Origin of the sequence: Sinomonas terricola (genome assembly GCF_034931225.1) — a bacterium.
GTDB classification, from domain to species: Bacteria; Actinomycetota; Actinomycetes; order Actinomycetales; family Micrococcaceae; genus Sinomonas; species Sinomonas terricola.
This window is the reverse complement of sequence record NZ_JAYGGQ010000024.1, coordinates 11016-23270: the sequence shown is the minus strand read 5'-3', so window position 1 is coordinate 23270 and position 12255 is coordinate 11016. Positions and strand designations below refer to the sequence as shown.

Genomic DNA, 12255 nt, shown 5'->3' with positions numbered 1-12255 from the left:
CCGTTCGGCGGGTGCAGCGGGCGAGCTCAGTCCTGGAAGTACTCGATCCGAGCGCCGATCGAGTTGAGCCGCTCGGCGAGGTCCTGGTACCCGCGCTCGATCACGTAGATGTTCCGCAGCTCGCTCGTGCCGCGGGCCGCGAGCATCGCGAGGAGGATGCAGGCCGCGGGGCGGAGCGCGGGCGGGCAGCCGACTTCGGCGGCGCGCCACTTCGTGGGCCCATTGACGTAGATGCGGTGCGGGTCGAGGAGCTGGATCTGGGCGCCGAGCCGGTTGAGCTCCGTGAGGTAGATGGCCCGGTTCTCGTAGACCCAGTCGTGGATGAGGGTCTGGCCGGTCGCGTTCGCCGCGATGACCGCGAAGAACGGCAGGTTGTCGATGTTGAGGCCCGGGAAGGGCATGGGGTGGATCTTGTCCGCGGGCGCCTCGAGCTCCGAGGGGAGCGTGGTCACGTCCACGAGGCGCGTGCGGCCGTTGCGCGCCATGTACTCGCCCGAGATCTCGAGCTGCTGGCCCATTTGCATGAGCGTCGCGAGCTCGATCTCCATGAACTCGATCGGCACGCGGCGCACCGTCACCTGCGAGTTCGTCACGACAGCCGCCGTGATGAGGCTCATGGCCTCGATCGGGTCCTCCGACGGCCAGTAGTCGATGTCCTGGTGAATGCGCGAACGGCCCCGGATCCGCAGCGTCGTGGTCCCGACGCCCTCGATCTCCACGCCGAGGCTCTGCAAGTAGAAGCACAGGTCCTGGACCATGTAGTTCGGCGAGGCGTTGCGGATCACTGTGAGCCCCTCGCGGTGTGCGGCGGCCATGATCGCGTTCTCGGTGACGGTGTCGCCGCGTTCCGTGAGCACGAACGTGCGGTCGTGGCCGTCGGCCTCGGGGGCACGCACGGAGTAGAAGCCGTTGGTCGCCTCGACCGCGAGCCCGAACGTGCGGAGGGCCTGCATGTGCGGCTCGACCGTGCGCGTGCCGAGGTCGCAGCCGCCCGCATACGGGAGCTTGTACTCGCTGCGCTCGTCGAGCAGCGGGCCGAGAAGCATGATGACGCTGCGCGTGCGCCGGGCGGCCTCGACGTCCATGGCCTCGAGGTCGAGGACGGTGGGGCGGCGGATCTGGAGGTCGCGCGGCTGCTCGCCTGGGGCTGCCGGTAGCCACGTGCATTCGACGCCGATCGACGTGAGCACCTCGACGATCCGGTTGACCTCCTCGATGCGCGCGAGGTTGCGCAGCGTCGTCGTGCCGCGGTTGATGAGGCTCGCGCACAGAAGGGCCACGCCCGCGTTCTTCGACGTGTTGACGTCGACGGCGCCGGAGAGGCGGCGCCCGCCCTCGACCCGGAGATGGGTCATCTTGGACGGGCCGATATTGAGGATGCGCTGGCCGAGGATGTCCTCGATGCGCTGGAGCATCTTGAGGCTCAGATTCTGCTTGCCCTGCTCCATGCGGGCGACGGCGCTTTGGCTTGTGCCCAGCTCCGCTGCGAGCTGGCCCTGGGTCCAGCCCTTGTCGCTGCGCACTTCGCGCAGAATCGCCCCGACGGTTTCAGCAGTCTGTTGCGCCATGTCGGCCAAAATATCACAGATGCGATAGGCACCCCGAATTCGACACCAAACTGTGTCCTCAGGCGGTCTAGACCGCTCGCTAGCACACTCTCATGAGATATTGCAAGGACCTAAGGCTGAGCCAAGACCGAGATGACGTTGCCCGCCGGGTCCTTGAACCATGCCATCCCGAAGCCTTCGGGAGCATTCGGATCGCGCAGGATTCCGTTCTCGTCGAGCGGCATCTCGGGTGTGCTCGGGTAGTGGTCGGTGCGGATCCCGAGCTCGTGGAGCGATGCCACGGCCGCCTCGATGTCAGGCACGACGAGGTTCAGCACCGTATGCGTCGCGGGCACGTGGTCCGACTTCGGGTACGCATAGACGCGCCCGCCGCCCGGAAGCGTGAGGTCGAGCCCGCCGCCCAAGGCGTCCGCCGCCTGGAATCCCAGGGTTCCGGCATAGAAGTCGCGCGCCTTCTCGACGTCGTCAACGCTGAAGCTCGAGAACGATCCGGAGATTTCAAACATCGTGGGCTCCTTGGATTGCGGTGGTCCTCCCCCGCGGGCCACGATCCCACGACGGCGTGCGGAGCACCAGAGGCGGAGCGCTCGCGTTCCGCCCCGTCCAACCGTCACCTATCGCTTGCGCGCGCTACCCCCACACGACGTTCCAGGTCCCGAGGACGACGGCGGCGCCCACCGCGAGCGCCGCGATCCCCACCCCGGAGAGGAGAACCCACGCGTCGAGCCGCGAAAAGCTCGACTCGCGCGCCCACGTGCGCGGCGCGGCACGCCCGTCCACGACGCCCCCGAAGCCGCGAGCCTCCATCGCGACGGCGAGCCGCGTGGCCCGCCGGATCGCGAGGACGAGGAGCGCGAACGCCTGGCCGAGGAAAGCCCGGAAGCGCGCTATGGGGCTGTGGCCGGTCCCCACGCCGCGGGCGCGGCGCGCGAGCCCGAGCGTGCGCCATTCGTCCACGAGCAGCCCGACAAGCCGCATTCCCGCGAGCGCGCCGAGCACGAATCGGCTCGGGAGGCGGAGCTTCTGCGCGAGGCCGTCGGCGAGATCGGTAGGGTCGGTGGAGAAGAGGAGGAAGACGCCGGGGAGCGCGATCGCGAGGCCGCGTAGGCCGATCGCCGCGCCCGTGAGCACGGAGTGCTCGGAGAGCACAATCTGGAAGGCGGCCGGCCCGAGCTGAAGCCATACCGGCCCAGCCTTGACGCCCAGCAACGCCGTCGAATAGGCAGCGATGGCGGCGGCCGCGACGAGGGGCCACGTCCTCTTCGCGAGGGTTCCCGGGCGCACCCCGAGCAGCGGCACGAGGCACAGCTCGCACGCGAGGGCCACGGACGCCGAGACCCAATCGACGCTCAACAGCAGCGTGACCGTGATGCAGAGGGCAGCCGCGAGCTTCGCGACGGGGTTGGCCCGCGCGAGGACGGAGTTGGCGACGTCGGGGGTGAGGATGTCCACGCTCATGCCGCGGCCTCCACGCGTGCAGCGCGCCCGCCATCGACACAGATGTCCGCGCTCATGCCGCGGCCTCCACGCGTGCAGCGCGCCCGCCATCGACGCGATAGACAGTGTCCGAGAGGGCGGTCGTGAAGTCCTCGTCGTGCGTGACGGCGAGCAGTGCCGTGCCCTGTGCGAGCAGGTCGGCGAGGAGCCGCACGAGCTCGGCCCATGTGAGGGCGTCCTGGCCGAACGTCGGCTCGTCGAGGACGAGGATCCGCGGGCTCGTCGCGAGCATCGTCGCGACGGAGAGGCGCCGCTTCTCGCCGCCCGAGAGCGTGAACGGATTCGCCCCGGCGAGGCGCTCGAGGCGGAGCCGCTCGAGGAGCCCGTCCACGATGCGCCGCACGTCCTTCTCGGACAGCTTGGCGACGCGGCGCGGCCCGAACTCGAGTTCGTCGAGGACGCGCGGCGTGAGGAACTGGTGCTCGGGCTCCTGGAACACGGTCCCGATCCGGCTCACGAGCTCGCTCGATCGCCAGCGGTGTGGGCTCGAGCTGGCCCCCAGCGCGAGCGGCGGAAGCGCCGTGAGCCGACCGCCGACGGCGGGCAGGAGCCCCGCGAGCGTGAGCGCAAGCGTCGACTTGCCGGCCCCGTTCGGCCCGGTCACGCTCGTCGCGTGGCCCTCGCGGAGCGCCAGGTCGATCCCGCCCACGACGGGCGGAAGCTTCGGCGAGCGGCCGACGGCGAGACCCTCCGCGCGGAGCAAGGAGCCCCCATGCAGCTCGCCGCCGCCGTTCGCCGGTCGGAGCGGCTTGGCCGGCTCTTCTCCGGTGAGCGGATGCCAGCCCGGAACCCACACGCCTGCGGCGGCCAGGCGCCGTCGTACGCCCGCGTCCGCGAGCACGCGCTCGGGCGGGCCGTCCGCGAGCAGCCCGCCGCCGGCACCGAGCACGACGACGCGGTCCACGAGCCCGCTCCACACCGAGACCCGGTGCTCGACGACGACGAGCGTCGCCCCCGTGCGGTCGAGGCTGCGCTGCACGGCCTCGCGGACCTCTTCGACGCCCTCCGGGTCGAGGTTCGCGGTCGGCTCGTCGAGCAGCACGAGGCCGGGTTCCATCGCGAGGATCCCCGCGAGTGCGAGCCGCTGCTTCTGGCCGCCCGAGAGGGCCGCGGTGGGGCGGTCGAGCGGAAGGTCGAGGCCCACGTCGGCGAGCGCCCGATGCACGCGCGGCCAGATCTCGTCGCGCGGAACGGCGAGGTTCTCGCACCCGAACGCGACCTCGTCCCCCACGCGGGCCATCGCGATCTGGCTCTCCGGGTCCTGGAGCACGAGCCCCGCGCGGCCGCGCGCACTCGGTGCCGGCACGCCGTCGACCGTGAGCTCGCCGTGTTCCTCGCCCTCCTCGGCCGCGCCGAGGACGCCCGCGAGCGCGTGCAGGAGCGTCGACTTGCCCGCGCCGGACGCACCGAGCAGGAGGACGCGCTCGCCCGGCGCGATGTCGAGGTCGAGGCCGCTCACGGCGAAGGCCTTTCGGCCCGCGTGGCGCCAGCCCCAGCCGCGGGCCCTGACACCCGCGGGCGCTGCGGGGGGCATCTCAGACGTCCGCGGCGCGCCCCGCGGCGAAGGCGGACAGTGCGCCGGTCTTCGCGAGCGCCTTCACGGCGAGCCAGCTCAGCAGGCCCGCGATGACGATGCCTGAGATCACGGCGAAGACCGTGTACGCGACCTGCCAGCCGAACTCCCATTCGACGAAGAACTGGATGACCTCGCTCACGCCCAGCGCGAGGCCCGAGAGCGCGCCCGCGAGGAGCGCGACGCCGACGTTCCAGCGGCGGTACGCGAAGATCGCGAAGCCAATCTCGGCCCCGAGGCCCTGCACAAGGCCCGAGAGCAGCACCGTGACGCCGAACTGCGAGCCGAGCAGCGCCTCGACCACGGCCGCGAGGATCTCGCAGAACAGGGCCGCCCCCGGCTTGCGGATGATGAGGCCGCCGAGCACGCCGGCGAGGAGCCAGCCGCCCGAGTAAAGGCCGCTGAGCGGCGCGAACGCCGCCGTGACGGCCTGGATTCCTGTGTAGCCCTGGTCCCAGAGCCAGAAGATGACGCCGCACGCGACGGAGACAACGGCGGCAACGACGATGTCGACAACGCGCCACGTGTAGCCGGGCTTGACGGTGGTGCCCATGATTTCTACCTCCCACTGGAGCAGGAGGGGCGGCAGCGTGAACTGCCTGAGAACTCGACTTCCTTCGCCGGTATTAGCCGGAGCAGGTTCGAGGGTCTGCGGTGGTCCGCACTCTCAGCGCCCCTGCGCGCCGAGCAATGCCCGACGGCGGCGCTCCCCTGTCGTATGAAGTGACGACAGTCTACCGCTAGGCTGGGCGGAAGAGCGCCTGTTCTGCGCCGACTGCGAAGGAGACGGACGTGACCATCCTCATCAAGCTGTTCGGGACCGCCATCAGCCTCGGCGCCGGCTTCGCCGCCACCAAGGTCGTCGACGCCGTGTGGGAGAAGAGCACGGGCAACAAGCCGCCCAAGGACGCCACCAACATCGAGCAGAGCCTCCGCGACACCCTCGTGTTCGCGTTGGTCTCCGCCTCGGTCGGAGCCACGATCCAGGTCCTCACACAGCGGTTCACGCAGAAGGCGATCGCGCGCTTCAACAGCACGCCGGACGCGGTGTAGCGGGGGGTTCCCGGGCTCCGACGCGCCGAGGGCAGTTTCAGGCTCGAACGCTGGCTCCGGATGTGACCCGAGACGGCTTGTGCACGAGAAGACGCACTGAGGGCGTCTTCTCGGCCGCAAACCGTCTCGAGAAGCGCGACGCGGCGCCGGGTCTCAGCCGGCCTCGTCGGTCCGCTCGACGCGCGCCACGACCTCATCGAGCTCGTCGACCGTGAGCGCGGCCTTGTCGACGTGCTTCGTCCGGTACCCCGCGCGGCCAACCATGTGGGCGGACACGGGAACGGTCAGGAGCTGGAAGATCCACGCGACGACGAGCAGGGGCACGAGCGCCCACGATCGCAGTTCGAGCCCGAGCGCGGTGAGCAGCAGCAAAGACCCGAGCACCTGTGGCTTCGTTGCGGCGTGCATGCGCGTGAGGAGGTCGGGGAAGCGGAGGAGTCCAATCGCGGCCCCGAGGGACATGAGCGCCCCGAGCACCATGAGCACGCCCGCGATCACGTCGATGCCCGCGTCAAGACCAGGGTTCACGGCTGCCTCCGATCCTGCACGAAGCGCGCGACGGTCACCGAGCCCACGAAGCCTATGAGCGTGATCGCGACGACGAGCGGGAGGTTGTCCGTATTCCGGTGCGCGGCCATGTCCACGATGAGCGCCGACGCGAGCACGACGAGCAGGACGTCCGCCGCGAGCACCCGATCCAGCAGGGCAGGGCCCTTGATCATGCGGACCACCGCGCCGAGCGCCCCGAGCGCGAGCAGGACGCTGCACACCACGAGGACCCCGTCCATGAACGTCATAGGGTTCCCCTCGATTCGTCTCGGCGAAGCTGCTCCTCGTCCCGCACGAGCGCGAGCTCCTCCCTCGTGCCCATGATCCGGATGAGCTCGGCCTCGGTCGCGAGCACGGAGCGGCGCACGCGTTCGGCCGCGGCGGCGTCCGGCACGTCGATGCCGTGGACGTACAGCGTCGCGTTGGCTCGGTCCACGTCGACGATGAGCGAGCCGGGGATGAGCGAGACGAGGTGGCCCGTTGCGGTCACCATGAGATCCGCGTGGCTCCGCAGGGGGACGGCGACGACGGCGCTGCTCACCCGCGGCCCGACGGTCACCGCGAGCCGGAGCAGGGTCGCGCTCGCGGCGACGAGCTGCCCCACGAACACGAAGGCGTAGCGCGCGGCGTGGAACACGTTGAAGCGCCCGCTCAGCTCGACCGGCGGGAGCGCCAGGAATCGGGTCACAAGGAGCGCGAGCACGAGGCCGAACACGAGATTGCCGGGGCTGAAATCCTGCCACAGGGCGCCCCACACGATCACGAGCCATGCGAGGAGCGGGAGTTCCTTGCGCAGCGACGTCCGACGGCGAACGGGGCTCACGGGCGCACCGCCCCCTGAGCGCCCGGCTGCTGAGCGCCCGGCTGGGAACCAAGCACCGCGGTGATGTACGGCGTGCGGTCGAGCATCTCCTTCGCGGCCTCCTCGCTGACCTGGAAGAGCGGCCCGGCGAAGACCGAGAGGGCAAGGCCGAGCCCCACGAGTCCGGCGGTTGCGCCAACCATCGCGCGGGGCATCGAGCCGGCCCGCGCGGGAGCGAGGAGGGCGGCATCGGGATTGTCGGCGTCGTCGATCGACCGCCAGAATGCGCGCCCCCACACGCGCGCCATGGCCAGCAGGGTCAGGAGGCTCACCACGACGCCGGCGACGACGACGGCCAGCGCCATGGGCGTCCCGAGCGCGACACCGGCCTGGACGAGGCCGAGCTTGCCGAGGAACCCCGAGAGCGGCGGGATCCCCGCGAGGTTCATGGCCGGGATGAAGTACAGGAGGGCCAGGAGAGGCGAGAGCTTCGCGAGGCCGCCGAGCCGATCGATGGACGCGGAGCCGGCGCGCCGCTCGATGAGCCCCGCGACGAGGAACAGGGACGTCTGCACCGTGATGTGATGCATGACGTAGAAGACCGTCGCGGCGAGCCCGATCACGGAGCTCATCGAGAGGCCGAACACCATGTACCCGATATGGCTGACGAGGGTGAAGGACAACAGTCGCTTGATGTCGGTCTGCGCGAGCGCACCGAGGATGCCTATGACCATGGTCAGGAGCGCGACGACCATGAGCGGGGTGTTGAGCTGGTCGCCGGGGAACAGGAGCGTCTCCGTGCGCACGAACGCGTAGACGCCGACCTTCGTGAGGAGTCCTGCGAACACGGCCGTGACGGGGGCCGGGGCGGTCGGGTACGAGTCCGGGAGCCAGAACGAGAGCGGGAAGACCGCGGCCTTGATCCCGAAGCCGATGAGCAGCATGACGTGGAGGAGCACCTGCGTCTCGGGCGCGAGCTGCCCGAGCTTCACAGCGAGGTCCGCCATGTTCACGGTGCCCGTGGCCGCGTAGACCATCGCGATGGCGACGAGGAACAGGAGCGAGGAGACGACGCTCACGACGACGTAGGTCACCCCGGCGCGGATCCTCGCCGTCGTTCCTCCGAGCGTGAGGAGCACGTAGCTCGCGGTGAGGAGCATCTCGAAGCCGACGTACAGGTTGAAGAGGTCGCCCGCGAGGAACGCGTCCGAGACCCCCGCGATGAGGATGAGGAAGCTCGGGTGGAACACCGAGATCGGCCCGTCCTTGTCCCCGTCCGCAATGCCCTGCGACACCGCGTACACGAGGACGGCGAGGCTCACGGAGCTCGAGACGACGAGCATGAGCGAGGAGAACTGGTCGACGACGAGCGTGATGCCCCACGGCGGCACCCACCCCCCGATCGGCACGGCCACGGTTCCGCCGCCCCACACCGAGAGGAGCAGCGCGATCTCGAGGACCAGCGTCGCGGCGAGCACGCCGATGCTCACGATCCGCTGCGCGCGCTCCTGGCGCAGGAGCATGAACGTCACCGCCGCGCCGAAGATGGGAAGGACGACGGCGAGCGGCGCGAGGCTTGCAAGGCTCATTCGAGGCTCCCCTCAGCCTTCTCGTCGGCGTCGCGGGCGTACGCCTTCTCGCGCGGGCCGGAATGCAGGGCCTCCCAGTCCGCCGCGGCGGCCTCCTCGACGCTCGGGAACTCGCTCAGATCGGCGGGCACATCGGCGTCGTCCTCGGCAACCCAGCCCGACTGGGAGGCGACACGGCGGTCCTCGATGTCGTCGGCGACCTCGTCGGCGCGGCCAAGCTGCCACGTGCGGTAGATGAGCGCGAGCATGAACGCCGTCACGGCGAAGCTGATCACGATCGACGTGAGCACGAACGCCTGCGGGAGCGGATCGCTGTATGCGCGCGGATCCGTGCCCTTGGCGAAGAACGGCGCGAGGCCCGCGTAGCCGCCAGTCGTGAGCAGGAGAAGGTTCGCACCGTTCGTGAGCATGAGCAGCCCGAGGAGGACGCGGGTGAGGCTCCGTTCAAGAAGCAGGTAGATTCCGCACGCGAACAGCACGCCGGAGATGATGAGGAGCGTCACGTTGGGGCTCATGCGCGCTCCTTCGCTCGAGCATCGGAGTCCCGCAGGCCCGGCTCCCCGTCAGACCGTGCTCGCTCCGCGTCCGCCTGCGCGCCCTCCTCGAGCTGCTCGTCGATCCGCGCGCCGAGGCTCCGCAGCACGTCGATCACGAGCGCGACGACGATGAAGTACACGCCGACGTCGAAGATCGTCGAGGTCACGAACTTCACGTCCCCGAAGACGGGCAGCCACAGCGTGATGATCGCACTCTCGAGCACGTGCCCTCCCGCGAGGAGCGGAATCCCGCCCGCGAGCGCCGCCGTCGCGAGCCCGACGCCGAGGAGCCGGCCGGGGTTGAAGGGCGCGGCCTCGTAAAGCTCGAAGCGGCCGCCGGCGAGGTAGCGGATCGTGAGCGCGATGCCGGCCACGAGCCCGCCCGCGAATCCACCGCCGGGCGCGTTGTGCCCCGCGAACAGGAGGTAGATCGAGAACAGCACCATGCTGTGGAAGACGAGCCGAGTGATGACCTCGAAGATGATCGAGCGGCGTTCCGGAGCGAGCGTCCGGCCGGCGACGAGCCACGGATCCCGCTCGACGCTCGCGAACGTGCGCGCGACGGCGAGCTCGGCACCTCCCCGGGTCGAGGGATCGACGCCGCGCACGCGCCCGACGCTTCCCGTCTCGACGTCGCGCGTCGGCCCGAGCCCGCGGCCGCGGTGGCTGATGAAGATGAGGCTCGCGACGCCAGTCGCCGCGAGGACGAGCACGGAGATTTCGCCGAACGTATCCCACGCGCGGAGGTCGACGAGCGCGACGTTGACGATGTTGGCCCCTCCGCCCTGCGTGTAGGCGAGCTCGGGGAACCGGAGCGAGATCGGTTCGGCTGTGCGGGAGCCCATAGCGAACATCCCCGCGAACACGACGACGGCGCCGAACAGCGCAGCGATGACGATGCGCACCACGCGGTAGGCCCCGCCTGTGCGGTCCCGGAGTTGAGCCGGGAGGCGGCGCATGCCGAGCACGAACGCGACGAGCACGATCGTCTCGACGAGGAGCTGGGTCATCGCGAGGTCCGGGGCGCCCTGGAGCGCGAAGATGAGCGCGATCCCGTAGCCCGTGACCGAGACCATGAGCACCGCGAGGAAGCGCTTGTTCGCGCGGACGGCCGCGAGCGCGCCGATCGCGATTCCCACGCCGATGACGCCCTGGAGCGGCGCGTTCGGGTCGAGGAAGAACGCCCCGCCGGGGATCGCGGGCCGCGTGATCAGCATGACGGCGAGAGGCAGCACGGTCGCGACGGAGAGGATGACGGCGAGGTAGAAGAAGAGCGAGCCTCGCTGCGTCCGGCCAGTCACCCAGATGGCGACGTCGTCGACCGCACCGATCGCCGCGCGATAGATCCGCTCGGCGTCGGGAAGCCCCGAGACTGCGACCTGGAGCCGGTACACCGGTCCGCGCGCCCAGAAGAGCAGCCCGCCCACCGCCCACGCGGCCGCCGAGAGCGCGAGCGGGAGGCCGAGCCCGTGCCACGCGGCGAGATGCTCGGAGACGTGGCCCGCCTCCGCGGCGTGCGGCGCCGCCCATTCCTCGACCGGGGCGGGCCAGATCCCGTACACGAGCCCGAGAACGGCCAGAACGGCGGGCGGCGCTACGAAGAGCGGCGTGACGGGCTTGAACGGCGTGTCCGGGAGCCCGGGCTTCCGCGCGAACGCGCCCCACACGAAGCGCGCGCTGTACGCGACAGTCAGCGCGGAACCGAGGACGAAGCCGACGAGGACGACGGCGGCCCACAGCCCCGCGAGGACGTCGCCCCCGGGGTGCACGAACGCGGCGAACACCGTCTCCTTCGCGACGAATCCGCCCAGCAGCGGCAGCCCGGCCATGGACGCGGCCGCGAGGATCGCCACCACGCCGAGCGCGCGCGACTGGCGGAACACGCCCGAGAGCCGGCGCACATCGCGCGTGCCCGTCTGGTGGTCGACGATCCCGACGACGAGGAAGAGCGTCGCCTTGAAGAGGGCATGGGCGACGACGAGGGCGAGGCCCGCGAGCGCGGCGTCCGGCCTGCCGAGGCCGACGACGGCGACCATGAATCCGAGCTGGCTCACGGTGCCGAACGCGAGGAGCAGCTTGATGTCGGTCTGGCGCAGCGCCCGGTAGCCGCCGATGAGCAGCGTCGCGACGCCGAACCCCAGGACCACCGGGCGCCAATACGGCGTGTCCGCGAAACCGGGCGCGAGGCGTGCCACGAGGTACACGCCCGCCTTGACCATCGCGGCGGCGTGCAGATACGCCGAGACCGGGGCGGGAGCGGCCATGGCCCCGGGGAGCCAGAAGTGGAACGGGACGAGCGCGGACTTGCTGAGGGCGCCCACGAGGATCAACAGCGCGCCGATGGCCATAGCGCCCGAGGTGCCCTGCGCCGTCGTCAATTCGCCCGCTCGCGCAAGGATCGCCGAGATCCGGTAGGTGCCCGCCGCGGTGCCGATCAGCACGAGGCCCACGAACATCGCGAGGCCGCCCGCCGTCGTCACGATGAGGGCTTGGACCGCCGAACGGCGCGCGGCGAGGCGCGTCCGGGCGAAGCCGATGAGGAGGAAGGAGAGGACGCTCGTGAGCTCCCAGAACACGAAGAGCGCGATGAGGTCGTCGGCGGCGACGAGGCCCAGCATCGCGCCCGCGAACGCCAAGAGCTGCCCGCCGAAGCCCCCCAGCCCGTCGTCGTCGTTCTTGAAGTACCGCGCGCAATAGGCGAGGACGAGCGCCCCGATCCCGAGGACCAGGAGGCCCATGACCCACGCGAGCGGGTCAAGCCGGAAGGCGAACTCGAGCTTGAGCGAGGGAATGTAGGAGAGCATCTCCTCGACGCCCCCGCCGTACGCAGTGTCGTGCTGCAGGGCGAGCCACACGAGCGAGAGCGCGGGCACGGCCGCGAGGAGGAGGAACGACGCGCGGCCCCACCGCCGGAAGATCCAGGGCGCACCAGCCGCCACCGCAAAGTGCAGGGCGAGAACTGGTACCACAGGGGCCTCCGCTATGTCAGGTGTGGGAATCGCAGAAAGTTGGGGTCGGCGGATGTCAGTTGGGTGCAGTGAAAGTAATCAGAAGAGGGTGATGCGGGGTGCGAGCGTCCCCGTCAGCT

12 protein-coding genes and 1 riboswitch are annotated in these 12255 nt (G+C 70.4%); of the genes, 1 reads left to right on the top strand and 11 read right to left on the bottom strand.

Going from position 1 to position 12255, the window contains the following annotated elements; genetic code table 11:
• Window positions 1-26: 26 nt before the first annotated feature.
• The 5 genes from SPF06_RS21120 to SPF06_RS21100 all read right to left on the bottom strand — a co-directional run bounded on the left by SPF06_RS21120 (window position 27) and on the right by SPF06_RS21100 (window position 5191).
• Window positions 27-1568: a UDP-N-acetylglucosamine 1-carboxyvinyltransferase gene (locus SPF06_RS21120; RefSeq protein WP_323281137.1), complete on the bottom strand. Its 1542-nt coding sequence runs from the start codon at window positions 1566-1568 to the stop codon at window positions 27-29.
• Window positions 1569-1678: 110 nt separating this feature from the next.
• A complete protein-coding gene (locus SPF06_RS21115) occupies window positions 1679-2074 on the bottom strand; it encodes a VOC family protein (RefSeq protein WP_323281136.1) in 396 nt (131 codons plus the stop codon).
• 124 nt (window positions 2075-2198) lie between these two features.
• A complete protein-coding gene (locus tag SPF06_RS21110; RefSeq protein WP_323281135.1) occupies window positions 2199-3026 on the bottom strand; it encodes an energy-coupling factor transporter transmembrane component T family protein in 828 nt (275 codons plus the stop codon).
• A 52-nt stretch (window positions 3027-3078) separates the two neighbouring features.
• The gene (locus SPF06_RS21105) at window positions 3079-4599 is read right to left on the bottom strand and encodes an ABC transporter ATP-binding protein (RefSeq protein ID WP_323281134.1); all 1521 of its coding nucleotides are present in this window, start codon (window positions 4597-4599) and stop codon (window positions 3079-3081) included.
• A 1-nt stretch (window position 4600) separates the two neighbouring features.
• Window positions 4601-5191: an ECF transporter S component gene (locus SPF06_RS21100; protein ID WP_323281133.1), complete on the bottom strand. Its 591-nt coding sequence runs from the start codon at window positions 5189-5191 to the stop codon at window positions 4601-4603.
• Between the two features lie 42 nt (window positions 5192-5233).
• Window positions 5234-5361: riboswitch (TPP riboswitch) on the bottom strand.
• 69 nt (window positions 5362-5430) lie between these two features.
• On the opposite strand from SPF06_RS21100, the gene SPF06_RS21095 reads away from it, so the two are divergent.
• Window positions 5431-5691 (top strand): DUF4235 domain-containing protein, encoded by a 261-nt coding sequence (locus SPF06_RS21095; protein WP_323281132.1) that lies wholly within the window; start codon window positions 5431-5433, stop codon window positions 5689-5691.
• Between the two features lie 153 nt (window positions 5692-5844).
• Here the strand turns inward: SPF06_RS21095 and mnhG are convergent, their stop codons facing one another.
• Genes mnhG through SPF06_RS21065 form a run of 6 tightly spaced genes read right to left on the bottom strand, consistent with a single transcriptional unit; the run spans window position 5845 to window position 12136 of the window.
• Window positions 5845-6219 (bottom strand): monovalent cation/H(+) antiporter subunit G, encoded by a 375-nt coding sequence (gene mnhG, locus SPF06_RS21090; RefSeq protein ID WP_323281131.1) that lies wholly within the window; start codon window positions 6217-6219, stop codon window positions 5845-5847.
• Window positions 6216-6479 (bottom strand): MrpF/PhaF family protein, encoded by a 264-nt coding sequence (locus SPF06_RS21085; protein WP_323281157.1) that lies wholly within the window; start codon window positions 6477-6479, stop codon window positions 6216-6218. Before SPF06_RS21085 ends, mnhG begins: the two co-directional genes overlap by 4 nt.
• Before the next feature lie 5 nt (window positions 6480-6484).
• Window positions 6485-7063, bottom strand: a complete 579-nt coding sequence (locus tag SPF06_RS21080) for a Na+/H+ antiporter subunit E (RefSeq protein WP_323281130.1) — start codon at window positions 7061-7063, stop codon at window positions 6485-6487.
• A complete protein-coding gene (locus SPF06_RS21075) occupies window positions 7060-8631 on the bottom strand; it encodes a Na+/H+ antiporter subunit D (protein ID WP_323281129.1) in 1572 nt (523 codons plus the stop codon). Before SPF06_RS21075 ends, SPF06_RS21080 begins: the two co-directional genes overlap by 4 nt.
• Window positions 8628-9146: a Na(+)/H(+) antiporter subunit C gene (locus SPF06_RS21070; RefSeq protein ID WP_323281128.1), complete on the bottom strand. Its 519-nt coding sequence runs from the start codon at window positions 9144-9146 to the stop codon at window positions 8628-8630. Before SPF06_RS21070 ends, SPF06_RS21075 begins: the two co-directional genes overlap by 4 nt.
• Window positions 9143-12136, bottom strand: coding sequence for a Na+/H+ antiporter subunit A (locus tag SPF06_RS21065; protein ID WP_323281127.1), 2994 nt, complete (start codon window positions 12134-12136; stop codon window positions 9143-9145). The genes SPF06_RS21070 and SPF06_RS21065 overlap by 4 nt, the downstream gene beginning before the upstream one ends.
• Window positions 12137-12255: the final 119 nt, after the last annotated feature.